This window comes from Paeniglutamicibacter antarcticus (assembly GCF_039544305.1).
Lineage (GTDB): Bacteria > Actinomycetota > Actinomycetes > Actinomycetales > Micrococcaceae > Paeniglutamicibacter > Paeniglutamicibacter antarcticus_C.
The window spans coordinates 80,950-100,033 of record NZ_BAABLK010000005.1; the positions used below are offsets into that span (position 1 = coordinate 80,950).

20 protein-coding genes and 1 riboswitch are annotated in these 19,084 nt (G+C 62.4%); of the genes, 8 read left to right on the top strand and 12 right to left on the bottom strand.

Annotation, left to right across the window (positions count from 1 at the left end; all coding sequences use genetic code 11):
• Window position 1 precedes the first annotated feature (1 nt).
• Together ABEA12_RS01310 and ABEA12_RS01315 are read right to left on the bottom strand one after the other, a co-directional pair.
• Window positions 2–2,536 carry an ABC transporter permease gene (locus ABEA12_RS01310; RefSeq protein ID WP_210101859.1) on the bottom strand — a complete coding sequence of 845 codons (2,535 nt, stop codon included), beginning with the start codon at window positions 2,534–2,536 and terminating at the stop codon, window positions 2–4.
• 2 nt (window positions 2,537–2,538) lie between these two features.
• Window positions 2,539–3,291 carry an ABC transporter ATP-binding protein gene (locus ABEA12_RS01315; RefSeq protein WP_210101860.1) on the bottom strand — a complete coding sequence of 251 codons (753 nt, stop codon included), beginning with the start codon at window positions 3,289–3,291 and terminating at the stop codon, window positions 2,539–2,541.
• An 81-nt stretch (window positions 3,292–3,372) separates the two neighbouring features.
• On the opposite strand from ABEA12_RS01315, the gene ABEA12_RS01320 reads away from it, so the two are divergent.
• The gene (locus ABEA12_RS01320) at window positions 3,373–3,975 is read left to right on the top strand and encodes a VanZ family protein (RefSeq protein WP_210101861.1); all 603 of its coding nucleotides are present in this window, start codon (window positions 3,373–3,375) and stop codon (window positions 3,973–3,975) included.
• Between the two features lie 315 nt (window positions 3,976–4,290).
• Here the strand turns inward: ABEA12_RS01320 and ABEA12_RS01325 are convergent, their stop codons facing one another.
• Both ABEA12_RS01325 and ABEA12_RS01330 read right to left on the bottom strand, forming a co-directional pair.
• Window positions 4,291–5,205, bottom strand: a complete 915-nt coding sequence (locus ABEA12_RS01325; RefSeq protein ID WP_210101862.1) for a cation diffusion facilitator family transporter — start codon at window positions 5,203–5,205, stop codon at window positions 4,291–4,293.
• Window positions 5,202–5,600 (bottom strand): ArsR/SmtB family transcription factor, encoded by a 399-nt coding sequence (locus tag ABEA12_RS01330; RefSeq protein ID WP_210101863.1) that lies wholly within the window; start codon window positions 5,598–5,600, stop codon window positions 5,202–5,204. Before ABEA12_RS01330 ends, ABEA12_RS01325 begins: the two co-directional genes overlap by 4 nt.
• A 62-nt stretch (window positions 5,601–5,662) precedes the next feature.
• Here ABEA12_RS01330 and ABEA12_RS01335 point away from each other — a divergent pair, with 62 nt between their 5' ends.
• Both ABEA12_RS01335 and ABEA12_RS01340 read left to right on the top strand, forming a co-directional pair.
• A complete protein-coding gene (locus ABEA12_RS01335) occupies window positions 5,663–6,259 on the top strand; it encodes a DNA-3-methyladenine glycosylase I (protein ID WP_345465943.1) in 597 nt (198 codons plus the stop codon).
• Window positions 6,256–7,107 (top strand): DNA-3-methyladenine glycosylase 2, encoded by an 852-nt coding sequence (locus ABEA12_RS01340; RefSeq protein ID WP_345465946.1) that lies wholly within the window; start codon window positions 6,256–6,258, stop codon window positions 7,105–7,107. Before ABEA12_RS01335 ends, ABEA12_RS01340 begins: the two co-directional genes overlap by 4 nt.
• A gap of 144 nt (window positions 7,108–7,251) precedes the next feature.
• On the opposite strand, the gene ABEA12_RS01345 is transcribed toward ABEA12_RS01340, so the two are convergent.
• Complete coding sequence (locus ABEA12_RS01345) at window positions 7,252–8,100, bottom strand: siderophore-interacting protein (RefSeq protein ID WP_345465949.1); 849 nt, start codon at window positions 8,098–8,100, stop codon at window positions 7,252–7,254.
• A gap of 74 nt (window positions 8,101–8,174) precedes the next feature.
• Window positions 8,175–8,831 carry a TetR/AcrR family transcriptional regulator C-terminal domain-containing protein gene (locus ABEA12_RS01350; protein ID WP_345465952.1) on the bottom strand — a complete coding sequence of 219 codons (657 nt, stop codon included), beginning with the start codon at window positions 8,829–8,831 and terminating at the stop codon, window positions 8,175–8,177.
• Between the two features lie 88 nt (window positions 8,832–8,919).
• On the opposite strand from ABEA12_RS01350, the gene ABEA12_RS01355 reads away from it, so the two are divergent.
• From ABEA12_RS01355 to ABEA12_RS01365, 3 genes are read left to right on the top strand one after another with little or no spacing between them, the layout of a single operon-like run.
• On the top strand, window positions 8,920–10,554 hold the full coding sequence (locus ABEA12_RS01355) for an amidohydrolase (protein ID WP_210101865.1): 1,635 nt from the start codon (window positions 8,920–8,922) through the stop codon (window positions 10,552–10,554).
• The gene (locus tag ABEA12_RS01360) at window positions 10,551–11,537 is read left to right on the top strand and encodes an APC family permease (RefSeq protein ID WP_345465957.1); all 987 of its coding nucleotides are present in this window, start codon (window positions 10,551–10,553) and stop codon (window positions 11,535–11,537) included. The genes ABEA12_RS01355 and ABEA12_RS01360 overlap by 4 nt, the downstream gene beginning before the upstream one ends.
• Before the next feature lie 9 nt (window positions 11,538–11,546).
• Complete coding sequence (locus ABEA12_RS01365; RefSeq protein ID WP_345465960.1) at window positions 11,547–11,921, top strand: APC family permease; 375 nt, start codon at window positions 11,547–11,549, stop codon at window positions 11,919–11,921.
• Between the two features lie 80 nt (window positions 11,922–12,001).
• Here the strand turns inward: ABEA12_RS01365 and ABEA12_RS01370 are convergent, their stop codons facing one another.
• Window positions 12,002–12,613: a histidine phosphatase family protein gene (locus ABEA12_RS01370; protein WP_210101866.1), complete on the bottom strand. Its 612-nt coding sequence runs from the start codon at window positions 12,611–12,613 to the stop codon at window positions 12,002–12,004.
• Between the two features lie 46 nt (window positions 12,614–12,659).
• Window positions 12,660–12,784, top strand: a riboswitch (SAM riboswitch).
• A 98-nt stretch (window positions 12,785–12,882) separates the two neighbouring features.
• Here ABEA12_RS01370 and ABEA12_RS01375 point away from each other — a divergent pair.
• On the top strand, window positions 12,883–13,233 hold the full coding sequence (locus ABEA12_RS01375; RefSeq protein WP_210101867.1) for a hypothetical protein: 351 nt from the start codon (window positions 12,883–12,885) through the stop codon (window positions 13,231–13,233).
• Here the strand turns inward: ABEA12_RS01375 and ABEA12_RS01380 are convergent.
• Together ABEA12_RS01380 and ABEA12_RS01385 are read right to left on the bottom strand one after the other, a co-directional pair.
• Window positions 13,230–13,694: an acyl-CoA thioesterase gene (locus tag ABEA12_RS01380; RefSeq protein ID WP_210101868.1), complete on the bottom strand. Its 465-nt coding sequence runs from the start codon at window positions 13,692–13,694 to the stop codon at window positions 13,230–13,232. The genes ABEA12_RS01375 and ABEA12_RS01380 overlap by 4 nt on opposite strands.
• Window positions 13,695–14,774 carry an App1 family protein phosphatidate phosphatase gene (locus ABEA12_RS01385; RefSeq protein WP_210101869.1) on the bottom strand — a complete coding sequence of 360 codons (1,080 nt, stop codon included), beginning with the start codon at window positions 14,772–14,774 and terminating at the stop codon, window positions 13,695–13,697.
• A 131-nt stretch (window positions 14,775–14,905) separates the two neighbouring features.
• Between ABEA12_RS01385 and ABEA12_RS01390 the strand changes: the two genes are divergently transcribed.
• Window positions 14,906–15,337: a pyridoxamine 5'-phosphate oxidase family protein gene (locus ABEA12_RS01390; protein WP_345465968.1), complete on the top strand. Its 432-nt coding sequence runs from the start codon at window positions 14,906–14,908 to the stop codon at window positions 15,335–15,337.
• Window positions 15,338–15,349: 12 nt separating this feature from the next.
• Here the strand turns inward: ABEA12_RS01390 and ABEA12_RS01395 are convergent, their stop codons facing one another.
• The 3 genes from ABEA12_RS01395 to ABEA12_RS01405 all read right to left on the bottom strand — a co-directional run bounded on the left by ABEA12_RS01395 (window position 15,350) and on the right by ABEA12_RS01405 (window position 19,037).
• A complete protein-coding gene (locus ABEA12_RS01395) occupies window positions 15,350–16,228 on the bottom strand; it encodes a 3-hydroxyacyl-CoA dehydrogenase family protein (RefSeq protein ID WP_210101870.1) in 879 nt (292 codons plus the stop codon).
• A gap of 126 nt (window positions 16,229–16,354) precedes the next feature.
• Window positions 16,355–17,815, bottom strand: coding sequence for an aldehyde dehydrogenase family protein (locus ABEA12_RS01400; RefSeq protein WP_210101871.1), 1,461 nt, complete (start codon window positions 17,813–17,815; stop codon window positions 16,355–16,357).
• Between the two features lie 34 nt (window positions 17,816–17,849).
• Entirely contained in the window at window positions 17,850–19,037 is a 1,188-nt protein-coding gene (locus ABEA12_RS01405) for an acyl-CoA dehydrogenase family protein (RefSeq protein WP_210101872.1), read from the bottom strand.
• Window positions 19,038–19,084: the final 47 nt, after the last annotated feature.

Below are 19,084 nucleotides of genomic sequence, written 5' to 3' on the forward strand. Positions count from 1 at the left end.
CCTACTCGCTGGCCAGCCCCTGCACGGGAGCCAGCTTCGCGGCACGGCGTGCCGGAACGACGGAGGCGGCGAGCGCGGCAGCCACGCTGACCCCGATCACCGCGGCCAGCTGCAACCACGGGATGGAAACGCTCATGGCCCCGAAGGCACCCATCACCGATTGTGCCCCGAGCAACCCGTAGGCCGATCCGAGCAGTACGCCCAACAACGCAGCAACCCCGCCGATCAGCACAGCCTCGGTGGCCAGCATCCCCTTGAGTTGTGAACGAGTCAGGCCCAGTGCGCGAAGCAACGAGTTCTCCCGCGTCCTTTCGAGCACCGAGAGGCTCAACGTGTTGGCCACCCCAATCAGCGCGATGAGCACGGCTACCGCCAACAGTCCCGAAACAATGAGCAGCAGCATGTCGATGACGGTGTTGAACATCTGCTTTTGCATCACCGCCCCGCCCACGGCGTACTCATCGACGCCCAGCGTAGTGGACATGTCGCTGGACAGGGAACGCAGGGCCGCGGCATCGAGCTTGTCATCAACCTTCACCCACAGCACTGAACGGGCGTTCCCCGCCTTGGCAGCGGCTTCGCGCGTCACACCCAACTGCGCATTGGCGGTGTCCCACCCAATCACCGGCTGGAGCATGTTGCTCTCGGTGACAATCATTCGGAGCTTCGCCTCGGTGCCGCCAATGCCGGTGGCAGCGAGTGTCTTGCCTTTGTTGTCCTGACCCACCAGCACCTCGCTGGCACCTGGGACCTGCTTGGTGCTGTTGAGAACCGACTTCAGTGTCTGCGTATCGGTGGCAAAGATGTCTTGGCCCGACTCCGCGGTGCCCACCAGGGTGAGCTCGGCCAGCGCGTCGACACCGGTCATGGCCTTGACCTTGCCCAGCGCCTCGGGGGTGAAGGTGGTGTCCTGGTAGGTGTCGACCTCGACGTCCACCAGATACTCGCTGCCCAGCGCCTCGCCCAGGGAGTGCTTCGCGGTCTGCGCGCCGACCATCATCATGGAGACCAGGGTGACCCCGATCAGCAGGGCGGTGGCGGTCGCGGTGGTGCGTGAGGGGTTGCGCACGGCGTTCAAGCTGGCCAGCTTGCCCGGGACGGTGCCCCCGGAGGTCAGCGCGCCGATTGCCGATACGGTCCTGGGCAGGAAGAGCGAGCCCAGCATCAGTACCCCGGGGAAAGAGAGCAGCCCGCCGCCAAAGGCGATGAGGATGTTGCCCTCGATGGCCCCGTAGGCAAGTGCGGCGCCGCCGCCGAGGATCAACAGCACGCCGAACACGATGCGGACTTTGCCGGCCTTATTGCCCACAGCAGCGTCCTCGGCGGGGCGCAAGGCCGCAAGCGGGGAGACCGACATGGCCTTGCGTGCCGGAACCCAGGCGGCCAGCAACGTGATGGCCGTGCCCGCAAGGATCGGCAGGAAAACGGCCTGCGGGGTGACGTCGAGGGTCGCGAAGGACATTTCGGACACGTTGCTGGCCAGGATCTTGATCAGCCCGGCCATGATGCCCACGGCCAACAGCACGCCGGCGGCCGAGGCCAGGAGCCCCACCACGAGCGCTTCGATGAGCACCGAGGAACGGATCTGCTTGCGCACCGCCCCCAGGGTGCGCATCAGCGCCAGTTCGCGGGTGCGCTGGGCAATGAGCACCGCAAAGGTGTTCATGACCACCAGCCCGGTGACCACCAGGGCAATGAGCGCGAAGACCAGGAGCACGATGGTCAGCTGGTCGCTGCCGCCGGAGAAGGCGGCGACGTCATCCACGATCTGTTCGTCGGGGGTGTTGACCGCGAAGTACTTCAGTCCCGTGGCCTCTAGCGAGGCGGACAACGGGGCCTTGAGCGATTGCAGGTCCGTGGCATCCGTGGCCCGCAGGATGATGCGGCTATAAGAGACATCCTCCGGGCCGGTGAGGGAATCGAGCAGCGACTGGCTGATGGTGAGGTTCATGGTCGAGCCGGTGAACGGATCGTTTGATGCGGCGGTGATGCCGGTGACCTTGACGTGCTGGCTCGTTTCCTTGCCCTCGGAGGTGCTGTTTCCCACCTCGAGTACATCGCCGATCGAAATGTTGTACTCGTTGGCGTAGGTCGCATCGACGGCCGCCTGATCACTGCCGGTCGGCAGGGCGCCGGATTCGAGCGCGGAGCTGTTCAGCTGTTTGTCCTTTGCCGCGGTGTTCGCCACGGCGTAGTACTCGCGGTTTCCGGCATGCACGCTCAGGGCCGCACTGGTGACCCCGTGCGCGGCGGCGACCCCTCTGGTACCCTCGATGGCCTTAAGTGCCTTGGCGCCAATGACGTAGGTCTCTGGCTTTGGCTCGTCCTCCGGCGCCAACTCCATGGTGCCGCCGCTTCCGAGGACAAGGTCCGCACTGGCGTAGGAGGATCCGATGCTGTTTTTCAGGGATTCGGTGGCAGAGGCGTTAACCATGAGCGTCGCGGCCAGGAAGGCCGTGCCGATCATGACAGCAAGGCTCACGGCAATAAAACGACGCGAATAGGTCTTGAGGTTGGAGATGGCTAACTGCAGCACGGTTACACGCCCAGCCCGGAGAGTGCCTGGGTCACCGAATCCACCGTCGGCTCCTCAAGCCGGCCGACAAGTTGGCCGTCCTTCATCAGCAGCACGGTGTCGGCATAGGATGCAGCAACGGCGTCGTGGGTGACCATGATGATGGTCTGGCCCATTTCGCGGGTCGAGGAACGCAGCAAGGAGAGGACCTCCGCCCCGGTGCGTGAATCCAGGTTGCCGGTTGGCTCATCGGCAAAAACAACCTCTGGACGGGTGAGCAGTGCACGTGCCACGGCAACCCGCTGTTGCTGTCCGCCGGAGAGCTCGTGGGGCTTGTGGTTCAGCCGGTCGCTAAGTCCCAGCGTGGCAACGATCGAGGCGAGCCATTCCTTGTCATGTTTCTTGCCTGCCAGGGAAAGTGGCAGCAGGATGTTGGCTTCGGCAGTAAGGGTGGGAACGAGGTTGAAGGCCTGGAAGACGAACCCGACCTTTTCGCGACGCATCTTGGTCAGCGCATCGTCATTGAGCTTCGAGATGTCCATCCCGCCGATGAAGATCTGTCCACCGCTGGCGTCGTCCAAGCCTGCCAGGCAGTGCATGAGCGTGGACTTCCCGGAACCCGAGGGACCCATGATGGCGGTGAACTTGCCCCGGGCGAAGGCGACGTCGACTCCGCCCAGTGCCTCGACGCGGGTGGTTCCTTCGCCGTAGACCTTCCTCAGGTCGGTGGCGTGGACAGCAATATCTGTGCTGGTATGAGGTGCAGTAATGGTCATGGTTCCACGATATGTTCCCGGTGCATGGATTCGGATCATCCTCAGGGACGCTTTATTCCATCGCTTGGCTCATACCCGGGTATGAGCCAGCCACCTCACAGGCTCACCGGATATGATTCGTCACCTATGCTCTATTTCCCGGTTCCCGTCGTCGCGCTTCTTGTCGCTTTGGGGTTAGCTGCAACCACTGCGCTCGTGGCGCTGTTGATGCATTTGGCTTCGCGAGGGAGGCAGCAAGCGGTGCGCAGGGTGCTGGGCGTGGCTATCTTGTTGTGGGCTGCGGGCTTGGCAGTGGCTGTTCTTCCCGGCGCTCCGGTGCCTGATCCCTCGATCCCGGCCGGCACCTTCAACTGGGTGCCGTTTCTGGCGCACCAGGATCGCAACCTGGGTGTGGAGATGGTGGCGAACCTCGGGCTTTGTGCGCCGCTGGGGTTGATGCTGGCGTTCGGCTGGCGCGGTTTTTCGGTTGTCAAAACCACGATGCTGGTACTGGCCGTCTCAATCTGCGTTGAAACGACGCAGTTGTTGTTGCGCAACAACAGGGCCGCGGACATCACGGACATCATCACCAACACCGCCGGCGGGCTTGCTGCGGCGACTCTCGGTTGGGCGTTGGCGGCTTGGGCCAGGGGCAAGCATTCCCCGGAGCCGGCTTTTGCCCCGGCGTCGCTGCTCGAGCACTAACACCGTGCAGGCCGCATCCAGCAGACCGGAGTCAGGTGCCAGCCCGGTCGGTGGGCAAGGACATCCTTGGCGCGCATGGATCCGAGCACGGTCGGCCGCCCGGTGATGGTCCCTTCGCGTTCCTGCTCCGGCAGTGTTTCCGCCTGCGTGTGCCTTCGATAGGCCTTGCAAGGGGGTACCGGAGGGGAAATCACCAGCAGAACCGAAATCCCGATGATGGGTCTTGTTACAAGAGCAGGCAGCCCTGCCATCACCGCCCACAGCGCCGCTCGTTTGCCCAGGATCCGGCCACCCCACGAGCCAACGGCGGGCGAATCACTCGTGCCCTTGGTGTTCCGGGGTTTGGTGGCTTAATGCCTCGATCTGGAAGGTGGAGTGTTCGATGCTGACCTCGAAGTGGTCCGCGACGCAGGACTGCAGCTCCCCCAGCAAGGTCGCCGCCGCACCGGTGCGGAAGGCCTCGTCCTCGACCACCACGTGGGCGGAGAGGATCGGCAGGTTCGTGGCGATCTGGCTTGCGTGCAGGTCATGGATGGCCAGGACCTGAGGGTGCGCTGCCAAGTGGGCGCGGACCTCCTCGAGGTCCAATCCCTTGGGCGTGGATTCGAGCAGGATATGAGTGGTCTCCCCCAGGAGCTTTAGCGCGCGCGGGATGATCAGCACGGCTATCAGCATGGCAGCAAGGGAGTCGGCGCGCATCCAGCCGGTCGTGGAGATGACTATGGCGGAGGCGATTACGGCAACGGAGCCCAGGGCGTCGTTGGCCACCTCGAGGAAGGCCGCGCGCATGTTCAGGTTGTCGTCCTTGCCCGAGGCAAGGATCATCATCGAGGCGACGTTGCCCAGCAGCCCGATGATGCCGAATACCAGCAATCCGCTTCCGGCGATTTGCGTCGGCTCAAAGAGCCGCCGGATGCCGTCGATCAGGGCGTAGACCCCCACCCCAAGCAGCAACGTTGATTGGAGGGTTGCGGAGAGCACCTCGGCGCGGCGAAAGCCCCAGGTGCGTTTAGAGGTGGGCTTGCGCATGACCAGGGTCGCGGCGGTGAGCGCCAGGAGCAATCCCGTGGAGTCGGTGAGCATGTGGGCGGCATCGACGAGCAATGCCAGCGAATTGGTGAGGAACGCACCGATCACCTCGGCCACGAGGATCGTCACGGTGATCCCAAAGGCCCAGGCAAGCTTCTTCCTGTTGGTCGTTGACGAACCGTGATCGTGGTCGTGGCTCATCGCTTAGCTCCTTCGCAAGACGTGTCGGAGCCGTGGACCTCGGTGAAGTCGTGGGTGTCCAGTTCGTGGTCATCGCTGATGCCGATGTAGTGGTTGGCGTCGCACAGCAGATCCATCAGCAGCCGCGGATTCGCCAGCGAGAACATGCTCGCGCGGCCCTGTGCCCGCGATGTCACCAGGCCGCAGTCGCGAAGGCATGAGAGGTGGGCACTGACGGTGCTCTGGGCCAAGCCAAGGTGCTCGGTAAGTTCCTTGACCTTGTGTTCCCCGGTGCGCAGGTGCGCCAGGATCATCAGCCGGGTGGGGTCCGCCAGTCCGTGGAAAAGTGCGGCCGCCTCGGCGTGTGACTCCACGGCATTGTGGCGCTCATCGGCCACCTGTCTTATCATCGTCATATTACGATGATAGCGAACGCGGGCGATAAATAAAGAATCGGGTGCCGTGGCAGGATTGGAACATGGGCACTTCACTGATTGTTGGCGAGGACAAACTGGCCCGGCCCGCTTGGGCGGCGACGGACCCGATGCTGCGCAGGTACTACGACACCGAGTGGGGCATGCCGGTTCTCGACGAGCACGGGGTCTTCGAGCGGCTGAGCCTGGAAGCCTTCCAATCCGGCCTGTCCTGGGCCACGATACTGCGCAAGCGGGAGAACTTCAGGGAAGCATTCGCCGGTTTCGACCCCGAAGTCGTTGAAGGATTCGGGGACGCGGAGGTCGATCAGCTGTTGGGCAATGCGGGGATCATCCGAAACCGTGCCAAGATCCTGGCGACCATCAAGAACGCCAAGGCAACGGTTGCGCTGCGCGAAGACGGCGGACTGGTCGATTTCATTTGGTCGTTCCAACCCGAATCCTCCCCGTCGCCGGCAACCCCGGAAGAGGTTCCCATCACCAGCGCAGAGTCGGTTGCCATGTCCAAGGAACTGAAGAAACGCGGTTTTGCCTTCGTGGGACCCACCACCATGTTTGCGCTCATGGAAGCACTGGGCATCGTTGACACCCATCTGGTGGGCTCCCACCGCCGCGGCACTTCGGGGATCTGGCCGGCATGAGCACACGCTTCCTGAACGCCAACGGACACCTGGATCCCGGGCACATGATGCGCACGTTGGGCATCCACTCGATCCCCACGCTAGACATCCACGAACCAGAGGCGAGCCGGCACACCCGGGTCCTTTCAACCGGCTCCGGCACGAAGGCCGTAGAACTGGAATTCACCCCCGACGGCGTGCAGGTTGCCTGCGCCGCTGCTTGCGCCCAGGAGCTGGACCAAATCGAGGTTGCTGTCCGGGCATGGTTGGATCTGGACACCGACTTGACCGATATGCAACGGCATTTCGCCCAAGACCCCCTCCTTGGGCCCTTGGTCCGTGAACGCCCGTGGTTGCGCTTGGTCGGCTATCTCAACGGTTTCGAGGCGGCGGCCACAACCATCCTGGGCCAACAAGTCACCTTGGCGGCCGGCCGCACTTTTGGCGGACGCTTCCTGGAGGCGTACGGAAGCAACGGACCTGCGGGCCTGCGCATCTTCCCGACACCCGAGGCCGTTGTTGCCAAGGGAGCCGCGGACCTGCGCGAAGCCATCGGTTTGACCAAGACACGGGCAGCCACGCTGTTCCTCATGGCCCAGCATTTCGCCTCGAGGAACTTCAGCGGTGCACCCGGAATTCCCATGGACCGCGCCGAACTGCTGGCCCTGCGCGGCGTGGGCCCGTGGACCGCGGACTACCTGCAGATGCGCGGCCGCAGCGACCCCGATGCCTTCGTTCCCGGAGATCTGGTGGCACGGCGCGCCTTGAACCGGATCAGCGAGCGCGAGGCCGTGGCCTTGGCAGTGCCGTGGGCACCGTACCGGTCCTACGCCATGGTCCACCTCTGGGCCTCGGACTCGGTGGGGTAAAAGTGAAAGCGGATTCGCGGCGTGTTACCAGACCCCGCGAATCCGCTTCCGCGCCGACGGAACGGGAATCTTCCGGCGCTTGTTATGCCGACATCAACGTCGGATGCTGTGCTCCGGTGAGCGAATCCATGCACAGCTCTTTTGTTATGCGTTAAGCGGTTCGGGGTAGATCTGCCCCACGGGGCTCTTCTTCTCCGCCTGGAATTCGTCCTCGGCGCGACCGTAGGCCCAGTACGCGGACAGCGACATGTCCCGTCGGTCGACCCCGCGCTCGCCATTGAGGTAGCCGCGCAACGACTTCATGGTTTCACGTTCGCCATGGGCAAAGACCTGCACAGTGCCCTCGTGCCAGGGGGCATCGCGCACCACGGCCTCAAGCCGGGTGCTTTCGGGGGTGAAGTAACCACCGCGGTGCAGCCAGTGCACCGTGATCCCGGCGGGAACGTCGAGCTCGACTTCACTCTCCGGTCCGGGGACCTCCAAGTAGATCTCGCCCACCATCTCCGGTGTCATGTCTTCAACCGCTGCGCTGATCGCGGGCAGCGCCGTCTCGTCGCCGACCAACAGGTGCCTGTCGAACTCGGGGCTTGGCGTGTACAGCCCGCCTGGGCTGGTGAAGCATATCTGGTCACCGATTTCGGCATTCTGCGCCCACGGCCCGGCCAGGCCCTGGTCTCCGTGGATGACGAAGTCGATCTGCAAGGTTTGGGCCTCAAGATCGACGTGGCGCAGGGTGTACGTGCGTCGCACCGGGAAGTCTTCCGGGGGCAGCTGTTCCCTTAAGGCATCAAGGTCATAGGGCGGAACCAGCCCAAGCTCGGGCTTCGTGAAAAGGATCTTGACGTAGCGGTCTGAAACGGACTTGTCCTGGAAGCTCACGAAACCAGGACCACCGAAGGTCAGCCGCATCATGTGCGGGTTCAGGCGCTCACTGGCCAAAACCTCGAGGACCACCTGGGGCCGAACCGTACGTACTGGACGCTGCGTGCTCACTAACTACCGCCTTCTTGGATTAGGGAAGATAAGCCTATCCTAATCGACATAGCAGCGGCTTACCAATGCAAACCTCAGGCCCCCCTCCCGTGGAGCCGTCCCAAACCTTCCACCATGATACGAAGCCCAAGCTCAAAGGCTTCGTCGGCACGCGAACTATCGGACGCGGACTGCGCCTCCAACACCATCGACAGCCCCGGAGTCTGTACGGCAGCTTCCCCTGGGTCAAACATGTCGACGGGAGCAATTAGATCGAGTGCGGAACCCAAGATAAACGACTCGAGTGCCACCATGCTCCCCATAACCTCGGAGACTTCCCATCCAGCCGCCAGAAGCCCCTGTACCACGGATTCGTACATGCCCAAGGTGCGCGTCGCACCCGTAATAGGCTCCGTTGCCAGTAGTGCAATCGCGTTCGGATGGGCAGAAAATGCCACTCGATACGACCGAGCCCATCGCTCTAAGGCTTCACGCCAAGGCAGAACCCCAAACCCGCTGACGTCGATACTGTCACTAACCACTTCGCGCATGCCAACTAAGAGCGCCTGCTTGTTCTTGACGTGATGATAGAGCGCGGGAGGCTTGACCCCCAACTCAACAGCGAGCGCCGCCATGGAAAACTTCTCGGGACCCACGGAGTTGAGGAGCTTGAGTGCCGCACCAAGGATCTTTTCCCGGTCAAGGACCGATTTACGCGGTCGACCAGCGCGACGAACTTCTGATGAATCCACAGAGACCCCCTTGCGTGTGACGCCGCCCACAGATAATGTTAGCGACAGTTTATTTAATCTTATTAAATTTAGTTGAGAGCTATCACCCTTGACATTGACAGTCTTTCATTCTGGTTCGATCGCCGGAACTCCTGCCGGGCAAAACACCGCAGTGGCAGTCACAAATGGAACGATCACCGCCGTTGGCTCGACTGCCGAGGCACTAATCTCGGTGGCCGACAACCTCCAGAATTTACATGGAGGGTACCTGGGTCCAGCATTTGGCGACGGCCATGCCCACCCACTCTTCGCGGGACTCGAAGACGCTGGCCCTCAGATCCGTCAATGTGAAGATCTTGACGAAATCTTGGCCACCGTCAAGCAGTGGGCTCGCGATCACCCCGGGGATGGTTGGATCGTCGGCGCCAGTTATGACGCGACGCTGGCTGAAAACGGACATTTCGATGCGAAGTGGCTAGACAGTGTGGTCCCAGACCGTCCTGTCCTCCTACGGGCTTGGGACTACCACACGGTCTGGGTCAACAGCCGAGCTTTGGATATAGCCGGGATTACTGCACAAAGCCCGGAACCCGAGCTGGGCCGTATCGTCCGCCGTGTAGATGGTTCCCCGTTGGGGACACTGTGCGAGCCCGGCGCCATCGATCTTGTGACAGCATATATCCCCGCATACAGCACAGAAATACTTGTGGCGGCCCTCGCTCTGGCCACTGACGCATTCGCCAAGGTCGGGATCACTTGGGTACAGGATGCCTGGGTCGAGACGGAATCCTTAGAGGCATACTTGGCCGCAGCGCAACAAGGTGCTTTGCATACTCGCGTAAACCTTGCCTTCCGTGCGGATCCTTTTCGTTGGGCACAGCAGCTACCCGGATTTGTCTTGGATCGCGACCGTGTCCTATTTCTTGGTGAAGAACGGCTCACAGCCCACACCATCAAGTTTTTTCTAGACGGGATCATCGAATCTCATACAGCCCACATGATCGATGCCTACTCAGATTGTCCCGACAGCCACGGTCTGCCCAATTGGAACGATCAAGCACTCGTCGACGCTGCCATTGCCGTAGATGCCCTGGGTTTCCAACTGCACATGCACGCAATCGGCGACGCCGCAGTGCGCCAGGGCCTGGACACCATTGAAGCAGTGGTTGCGGCCAACGGCCCACGCGACCGCCGCCCCGTGATGGCGCATTTGCAGACCATCAACCCGATCGATTTGCCACGATTCAAGGATCTGGACGTCATTGCAAACTTCGAGCCACTTTGGGCGCAGCAGGATCCAGTGATGACTGAACTGACGTTCCCTCGCTTAGGTACCGAACGCTCAACACGGCAATTCCAGATCGGTGAGATTGCAGCTTCCGGCGTCAGGGTGTCATTCGGCAGTGATTGGCCGGTTACCCACCACCACCCCATGCAAGGCATTGGCACAGCAGTGACACGCACTGGTTCAGCCGATCCTGCTAGCACTCCGTTGGCAGGGGCATCCTACGACGTAGCAGCTGCTCTGGACTCCTACAGTACTCAAGTGGCCTACCAGGCCTTTGCAGAGAACAGTCGTGGCATCCTCGCCACAGGGCAGATCGCAGACTTGGTTTGGTTGGAAAGTGACCCGCGCATCAGTGAGCAACACGAAGTTGCAGAGCTCAATGTCCTCGGTACTTGGCTCGCTGGCATCCCTACCCACCATGTAGCACCCAAACCAGTATTGGACGGAACACGATGAACACCAGTAAAGTCGCGCAAACATCCACAGCAAGCGGTTTAAAAGGCAATCGTCCCACCCAACTCAAGCGAGTGCTGGGCGTCCCGTTCTTGGTACTCTTTGGGCTAACTTACATGGCGCCGGTGACCGTGTTCACCACATACGGAGTGGTGACAGGGGTGACCAACGGACACCTGCCGGCTGCCTACATCGTGGCACTTGTAACCATGCTGTTCACAGCGTTCAGCTATGCACACATGTCTCGAGCGGTGCCCCAAGCTGGTTCCGCGTATGCCTACACCCAGAAGGCTTTTGGCAGCAGCGTGGGATTCGCCACCGGTTGGACATTGATGCTCGACTATCTATTTATCCCTATGATCAATTTCATGCTGATCGGGATCTACCTCAACACGCAGTTCCCTGGAGTCCCCGCGTGGATATTCTCCATTGTGTCGCTGGCTCTAGTGTTGGGTTTAAACGTCATTGGCATTAAGTTCATCGGCAGGTTAAGCGCTACGGTGGTCGCCTCTTCAGTGCTCATGATCGGCATCTTCGTAGCTCTGGTGCTCAATCAAGTATTTAGCACCGATGCACCAAGCCTGCTGGCACCTTTCTCATTTGGTGTCGACGGTCTCGGTCCAATCTTCTCGGGTGCTGCCATCCTGTCTCTCTCGTTTCTAGGCTTCGACGCAATTTCAACATTGTCGGAGGATGCCAAAAATCCGAGTAAGTCGATCCCAGCATCAATCGTGCTTACCACGCTGGCCGGTGGAACGATCTTCATCATCGTAGGTTGGGCCGGAGCCCTCGTTCATCCTGATCACACCACGTTCACAGACTCAGATGCCGCAGGCGTCGAACTCATGGCGGGGGTCGGCGGGGTAGCGCTCACAGCGATCTTTGTGGCGGTCTACGTCGTGGGAGCCTTCGGCTCGGCTATGGCTTCTCAGGCCAGTGTGACCCGAATCCTCTACTCCATGGGCCGAGATGGACTATTACCATGACGTCTGGGTATGCTCAACCACCGTTTCGCAACCCCGGTATACGCAACGTTGGCGGTCTCTTTGGTATCACTGACATGCCTCTTCGCCAGCCTGGAGCTTGCTGCCTCTGTGGTCAGCTTCGGAGCGCTCGTGGCATTCTCGATGGTGAACCTCTCCGTCATCAAGAACTTCTTCATCGATGCCGAGGCACGCGGGCCTCGCTCAATAATCATTTATCTTCTGATGCCGCTGGTTGGCTTTGCGTTGACCATTTGGCTGTGGACTTCGCTTTCTGGAACCAGCTTGGGCGTAGGTCTGACCTGGTTCGCCCTGGGCACCATTTTTTTGGCTGTTCGAACCAGAGGATTCCGGGTCACTCCCCCGAAGCTGAGCTTCGAGGACTGACTTCACCCGGGATTTAGCAATGCCGCCCTCGTCGCGTTCCACAGCAGCGAGGGCGGTGATTCCGTTTATGGGAATCATTCCTAGTCCAGGTGCCTGTCCTGCCAGCGGCGAAGCCTCCAATTGGAACCCGCCGCCGTCTCCAGTGTGACCACGCCGGTGTTGGCCAGTGGCAGCGGTGAGAGCAATGTCGAATCGAAGTTGATGCTCCGGGTCGCAAGCCAGGTCACCAGCATCGCGGCGTGGCTGACCACCACCAGCTTTCCCGCACCCTCCGCCCTGGCACCTTCGATGACCGCGTCAAAGCGTTCCAGTGCGCTGCGACCGTCCTCCCCGCCCGGGATCTTGGCCTCCAGGTCTCCCGATAACCACCGCACGAATACATCGCGGTAGGCAAGCTGGGCGTCGGGGTCGTTGCGCATTTCCAGTTCCCCGGCGGAGATCTCGGTCAGCCCGGCGTGCTCGGCCACGTCCAGGCCCCGGGAGCGGGCCAGCGGAGCGGCCGTCATCTTGGCGCGCAGCAAAGTCGAGGAATACACCGCATCGACGTCATCGCCCTCGGTGCCCAACCGTTCCACCAAGGCTTCGGCCTGGGCCAGCCCTGTTTCATCCAGCGGGGCCCCCGGGGCTGCGGTATCAAGTGCCTGGGCCAGGTTCGAGGCGGTCTGGCCGTGGCGGATCAAGATCAGTCTCATGCCTTCAGCCTAAATCGTCGTACGGGTTTTGCTAGGATGAAAACAGCTTCACGAGATGCGTACCAGCCCAGGGCTCCGACCCGGGACGCACACCAACCCCATGCTTCACGGGTGGTTCGGATGACGAAGCGGTCCTTGGCAGCAGCCGCTGCCTGGGGACAAGAGCACACGAAAGGCGCCCCCCATTGCGCAACCAGCCACTGACAGCTGAACCCTGCACGTCCTACCACCGCGGCCACCACACCCACCCCGGTGCCCTCAGGAGACTGATGACCCGTCCCACGTTGTGGGCCCCGGCCGACATCGAGGTCATGCGGACCTTCAATTTGGAGCTCACGCTTCATGTCTTTGCGGCCGGTGCGCACCAACGTATCCATACCCACGACATCGGCGCCGTCCATCGGCTTTTGCGCATTGCGCCAAGACCCGGGTCCGGAGGTTCGGTGGGCCGGGTGAATTTCCTCAACGGCGCGATCGCACTGCCGGCGGATCCTTCGCTGGGCGCCGGCCTGCGGTATTTCTCGTTCACCACCGAGCCGCTGTCCCCCTGCCGCTTCGAACGCAACGAGTCGCTGGCCCGGGACTTCGAGGCGTTAACCGCCGACCTGCAGCTGTCCTAGCGGAAGATCGGATCGGCGGAGTAGCGCCCCAAGGCTTGCCTGCTCGCGGCATCCAGGCGCAGCAACCGCTGGGTGCCAACGGAGAAGAACGCCAGGGTGGTGGCGGCTCGCACGCGCACCCCGCCGTCCACCGGATCGTGGAACTCGTAGCAGATATCAAAGCTTGCGGCCTTGATGGTGCTGATCCACAAATCCACGCAGGCCGGTATATTGCGGTAATCCAACGGCTTCAAGTACCGGACCCGGTGCTCGACCACCAGTATCTGCGTGTTTTCAGGAACCGTGGAAAACAGGTCGACCAGCGGTTCGGTGCCTGGCTTGCCGGTGCCTCCGGGCACCCCAAAACCGGCAATGCGCGCTTCTTCCATCATCCGGACCAGGTTCACGTTGTTGATGTGGCCGTATGCGTCCATGTCGCCCCAGCGCATGGGGACGTTGACGCGGATCTTCGCATCGCTCACCTACATCGTTCCTTGCGCGCCGTCGGAACTAATGATGGCCAGGGACTCCAGCTTTTCAGCGATGCGTGCCCCATCCGGCTCGTAGACCCATGGCACGCCGGGGGTGGAGTTCAGCAGCCCCTGGCTGCGCCCGCCGGCGAGCACCGCCTCGGAAGGTGTTAGCTGGCGGATCACGATGGCCTCGACGTGTTCCGGGAAACGCCTGGCGAATTCGGCGTAGAGGTAGGGGTCGTGCTGGCCGTCGTCACCGATCAGCAGCCACTTCATGTCCGGGAACTCCACAGCCAGCCGACGCAGCTGGTCTGCCTTGTGCTGCATTCCCGAACGGAACCAGCCGCGATCGGTGGGGCCCCAGTCGGTCAACAGCAGCGGCCCCTGGGGATACAGGTTGCGCGAGAGGAAGCGAGTCAGCGTCTGGGCGACGTTCCAGGCACCGGTGGACAGGTAGAAGGTAGGAGCACCTGGCTTGTCGCGCATCAGCCGCTCCATCATCACCGGCATCCCGGGGGTTGCCAACCGGGCATGTTCGGAAAGCACGAAGGAGTTCCATGCCGCCAGCAGCGGGCGGGGCAGGGCGGTGACCACGATGGTGTCATCCACGTCCGAGACCACTCCGAATCCGGCAGCCCCGTCGACGATCAACACCGGCGAGGTGGCAGCGGGGCTTCCCTCGGTGTGCAGGGTGATGTGGTGCCAGCCAGGTTCCAGCGTGGCAGCAACTTTGACGTCGAGCACTCCCCCGCGGTCGGCCTCCACGAAAAACCGTTCACCGTTGATGTGCACCTCGAGTTTCCCGTGCGGGACGATCGGGGAGACGAAATTCCGCCAGCCGCGCACCCCGTCGGCAAGGACCTTGGCACGGTGGCGCGAGTCCTCGAATGCGCCGGGCTTGGCCAGGACCACGCGGGCGAAGATGCGCACCCACCCGTTTTCGGCGTTCGAGAGGCCGTAGCCGGTGTAGGGCAACACCGTAGGGACCAAACCGCGCTCGCGGGCCCGTGTTGCCCGAAGCTCCAGGGCTCGGTCCTCGAAGCGTGCGGCGATGTGCCGGGCACGTTCGGCTCCTGTTTCCTTGACCATGAAACCCAGTCTTCCACGTACCGCGGGCACCGGGTGGATCGAAAGGATGAACCGGCGACCCTTCGGGGGTCATTTATTCGGTGAACCGCGACACACTGGTATTTTTCTACGCTTAGTAGAATGATGAAGGCATGATGTTTGACCATGACGCAGATCAGCCCGTACTTACGCTCACCGAGGAACAGTCCTGGAGCATGCTTGAGAGGACCTCCCACGGACGGCTGGCCACTGCGGTGGGCGGTGCCGTGGATATATTCCCCTTGAACTTCGGCCTGGTGGACGGGACCATTTACATCCGCACGGCACCGGGCGAAAAACTTGCGGCACTCACGGTGCACGATACCGTTGCGTTCGAGGCCGATGGCATCCTCTCCGACGAGGCATGGTCGGTGGTCGTCCACGGCACCGCACTGCAGCTACAGACCATGGCGGAGATCGAGGTGGCCCGCAGTTCCGGAGTCACCCCCTGGATCCCCACACCGAAGGAATCCTGGGTGAAGATCGAGGTCAAGCACATCAGCGGGCGCCACTTCCGCCTCGGGGAACAGCCCGAATCGGATTAGGCCTGCCGGCGGCTACGAATAGTCGTAGAAGCCGGAACCGGATTTACGCCCCAGCTTGCCCTCGGCTACCAGCGCCGAGATGCGCTCATCCGGTGCGTCTTCGGGCGCACCGCTTTCGGCGTAGGTTGCCTGCGCAATGAAGTCGATGACATCCAGGCCCACCATGTCCATGAGCGCAAACGGGCCCATCGGGTGGCCCAGTGCCGTGCGCGCCGTGGTGTCGATGTCCTCGATGCTGGCGATGCCCGCCTCGGCAAGACCCAGCGCCTCGCGCTGGATCGCGCCCATCAGCCGGTTGGCAATGAACCCCGGGATCTCCTTGTTGATCAGCACCGGCTCCTTGCCCAGTTTCCGCGCCAGCTCCATCGTGGTGTCCACCGTGGCGTCGCTGGTCCCCTCATGGCGCACGACCTCCACGCACTTCATGACCAATGCCGGGTTGAAGAAGTGCATGTTGCACACCTGGGCCGCACGCCCGGTGACCTGAGCGACCTTGGAGGATCCCAGGGTCGAGGAGTTGGTGGCAAGAATGGTGTGGGCCGGGGCGAGCTCCCCGAGCTTCTGGAAGATCTGCGTCTTGATATCCAACCGCTCCGTCGCGGCCTCGATCACAAAGTCCGCATTCGATGCCGAAGAATCCAGGTCGGTGCTGTACTCAAGCGCGCCCAAGGCTGCGTCGGCCGCTTCGCGCGCCAGCTTGCCCTTGGCCACCCGGCCGGCGGCCCAAACCTCGAGCTCGGTCCGCGCGGCTGCAAGCCCTTCGGTGGAAATGTCTTGGATGATCGTGGAGTATCCGGCCAGCGCCGCGCTCATAGCGATCTGCCGTCCCATCGTTCCGGCACCTATGACCAGGATGGTGGAAATGTTCTCGATGCCAGTTGCTGCGCTCATAGTCGTTTCCGCACTTTCATGGTTTATCCGTCGGCTCTTGGCCAGGTCCTCTTTATCCTAGACATGTATGGGGCACGCTCTATTTCCGAGCAAGCCGGATGAGAGAAAGTGCCCCACACATTTGGCCTAGGCGCCGCGCAAATACACGGTGGTGGTGTGCGTGAAGAATTCCTTGGCAGCACCGCCTTGTTCCTTGGGTCCGTAGCCACTCTTCTTCGCTCCCCCGAACGGCACGTGCGGGTCTGCACCGGCCGATTCCGAATTCACGTGCAGGATGCCCACGTCAATGACCTCCATGGCGGCCAAGACCTTGGAAACGTCTTGGGTGAACAGTGCGCAGCTCAGCCCGTACTCCGAATCGTTGGCCAACTCGAAGGCTTCTGCGGTGCTTGCCACACGGCGCACCGCCAAGACGGGTCCGAAAAACTCGTCGCGCCAGGCATTGTTAGTCGCGTCCGGAACCTCCAGGATGGTCGGTGCCACAAAGGCATCCCCGAGGTCCGTGACATCTCCCTCGAAGCCAAGGGTTGCACCCTGGGCGATCGAGGCTTTGATTCCGGCACGGATGTCGGCGGCAGCAGTCCCGGAGACGACCGGTCCCATATGGACCGCAGTGTCAGTAGGGTCCCCGGTCTTCCACGCGGCCAGTCGCTCGCACAACCGGGCCAGGAAATCCTCGGCAATGGAATCCTGAAGGATCAGCCGCGAGGTCGCCGTGCACTTCTGGCCGGTGGAGCGGAAGGCCCCGAAGAGCACCTGCTCCGCCGCCAGGTCCAGGTCCGCGTCCTCGAGGACCACCGAGGCGTTCTTCCCGCCCATTTCCGCCTGGATCGGCACCCCGGCGGTTGCGGCCGCGGCCGCAAGCTTGCGCCCCACACCAGTGGATCCGGTGAAAGTGAGCCCGTCGAGATCCGGGTGGTTGACGATCCCGCTGCCCAGCGAACCGGAACCGATCACCAGGTTCAACACTCCGTCCGGCAGTCCCGCCTCGACAAGTGCTTGGGCCAGACGCATCGCCAGCAGCGGCACCGCGGATGCCGGCTTCCACAGAACGGTGTTGCCGAAGACCAACGCCGGGGCGATCTTCCAGGCCGGGATGGCGATCGGGAAGTTGAACGGGGTGATGACCCCGATCACGCCCAACGGCTTGCGGGTGACGAGGATCTGTTCACCGCGGCGCGGGGAGGAGAAGACCTCCCCGGCTAGGCGGTCGGACTCGGCCGAGTAGTAGGTGAGGATCTGCGCGGCGCGCAGCACTTCCCCGCGGCCCTCGGCAAAGGTCTTGCCTTCCTCGCGGGCCAGCTCGGTGCCCCACGCATCGGCGTTGGCGGTGATGATTGCCGCGGCCCTGAGCAGGTATGTGCCGCGTTCGGCCATCGGTGTTGCAGCCCAGCCGTCGGCTGCCGCGCGTGCGGCAGCCATGGCTGTGTGTACGTCGGCTTCGGTGGCGGTGCCTCCGGCTGCCACCACGTGCTCCGGGTCGGTCGGCGAGCTGGAAACAAGCTCCGTGCCGGTGCCTTGGATCCAGTTACCGTCAATGAGCAGGTTCAGCTGAACGGTCTGGGTGTGCGTCATGGTTTGTGTCATGTCTTCCCTTTCATGAATTGCCGGGGCGGCGATTTTAGCGGAAGGCCGGAACGCCGGTGAGCTTGTTACCCAGGATCAGAGTGTGGACCTCGTCGGTTCCCTCATAGGTGCGCACTGATTCCAGGTTGTTCGCGTGGCGCAGCGGCGAGTATTCCAGGGTGATGCCGTTCCCGCCCAGGATGGTGCGTGCCTCGCGGGCGATCTTGATGGCCTCTCGGCAGTTGTTCAGCTTTCCCACCGAGATCTGGTGCAGGTCAAGGGTGCCTGCATCCTTCATCCGCCCGATGTGCAGTGCTAGCAGGTAACCCTTGTTGATTTCCACGGCCATATCCACCAGCTTTTGCTGTGTCATCTGGTATCCGGCCAACGGCTTGTCGAACTGCATGCGCTGCTGCGAGTATGCCAAGGCGTCCTCGAAGGAGTCGCGGGCAGCGCCCATGGCGCCCCAGATGATGCCGTATCGCGCCTCGTTCAGGCAGGAGAAAGGTCCCTTGAGACCGGTGACATTGGGCAGCACGGCATCGGCGGGCAAGCGTACATCGGTCAGTTCGATCTCGCACTGGATCGAGGCGCGCATCGAGAGCTTCGGCTCGATCACCGTCGCCTTGTACCCGGCGGTTTGCGTGGGCACCACGAAACCGCGGATGCCTTCCTCGGTCTGGGCCCAGATGACGGCGACCTGGGCGACGTTGGCCAGTCCGATCCAGCGCTTGGTGCCGTTGATGACCCAGTCATCCCCGTCGCGGCGGGCGAAGGTCTTCATGGCGGAGGGGTCCGAGCCAGCGGTGGGTTCGGTGAGCCCGAAGCAGCCGATTGCCTCGCCGGCTGCCATTTTAGGAAGCCATTCCTGTTTCTGCTCCTCGGAGCCGTGCTTGTAGATGGCGCTCATGGCCAAGGACCCCTGCACCGAGACGAAGGTGCGCAGGCCCGAGTCGCCGGCTTCCAGCTCGGAACCGGCAAGTCCGTATTCCACTGCGGTGCCCCCGGCGCAGCCGTAGCCCTTCAGGTGCATGCCCAGAAGGCCGAGCTTGGCCATTTCGGGGACGATTTCCAGCGGGAAGACCCCGTCGGCGTACCAGGAGGCGATGTTCGGCTTGATGGCTTCGTTGACGAAACCGCGCACCTTGGTACGCAGCGCAAGTTCTTCGGCGGTGAGCAGCGCATCGAAGTTGATCAGGTCCGAAGGGTCCAGCAGGTGTGCTTCGTGTGTCGTGAGGGTCATGGTGGTGCTCCTTGTAGAGTCCGTGGATCGAAAAGCCTTGGGGGGGG

Excerpts from the sequence above, each read along its gene's own strand:
- ABEA12_RS01315 (WP_210101860.1), bottom strand. The coding sequence starts at position 3,291 with ATGACCATTACTGCACCTCATACCAGCACAGATATTGCTGTCCACGCC.
- ABEA12_RS01320 (WP_210101861.1), top strand. The coding sequence starts at position 3,373 with ATGAGCCAGCCACCTCACAGGCTCACCGGATATGATTCGTCACCTATG.
- ABEA12_RS01325 (WP_210101862.1), bottom strand. The coding sequence starts at position 5,205 with ATGAGCCACGACCACGATCACGGTTCGTCAACGACCAACAGGAAGAAG.
- ABEA12_RS01330 (WP_210101863.1), bottom strand. The coding sequence starts at position 5,600 with ATGACGATGATAAGACAGGTGGCCGATGAGCGCCACAATGCCGTGGAG.
- ABEA12_RS01335 (WP_345465943.1), top strand. The coding sequence starts at position 5,663 with ATGGGCACTTCACTGATTGTTGGCGAGGACAAACTGGCCCGGCCCGCT.
- ABEA12_RS01340 (WP_345465946.1), top strand. The coding sequence starts at position 6,256 with ATGAGCACACGCTTCCTGAACGCCAACGGACACCTGGATCCCGGGCAC.
- ABEA12_RS01360 (WP_345465957.1), top strand. The coding sequence starts at position 10,551 with ATGAACACCAGTAAAGTCGCGCAAACATCCACAGCAAGCGGTTTAAAA.
- ABEA12_RS01365 (WP_345465960.1), top strand. The coding sequence starts at position 11,547 with ATGCTCAACCACCGTTTCGCAACCCCGGTATACGCAACGTTGGCGGTC.
- ABEA12_RS01370 (WP_210101866.1), bottom strand. The coding sequence starts at position 12,613 with ATGAGACTGATCTTGATCCGCCACGGCCAGACCGCCTCGAACCTGGCC.
- ABEA12_RS01375 (WP_210101867.1), top strand. The coding sequence starts at position 12,883 with ATGACCCGTCCCACGTTGTGGGCCCCGGCCGACATCGAGGTCATGCGG.
- ABEA12_RS01385 (WP_210101869.1), bottom strand. The coding sequence starts at position 14,774 with ATGGTCAAGGAAACAGGAGCCGAACGTGCCCGGCACATCGCCGCACGC.
- ABEA12_RS01390 (WP_345465968.1), top strand. The coding sequence starts at position 14,906 with ATGATGTTTGACCATGACGCAGATCAGCCCGTACTTACGCTCACCGAG.
- ABEA12_RS01395 (WP_210101870.1), bottom strand. The coding sequence starts at position 16,228 with ATGAGCGCAGCAACTGGCATCGAGAACATTTCCACCATCCTGGTCATA.
- ABEA12_RS01400 (WP_210101871.1), bottom strand. The coding sequence starts at position 17,815 with ATGACACAAACCATGACGCACACCCAGACCGTTCAGCTGAACCTGCTC.
- ABEA12_RS01405 (WP_210101872.1), bottom strand. The coding sequence starts at position 19,037 with ATGACCCTCACGACACACGAAGCACACCTGCTGGACCCTTCGGACCTG.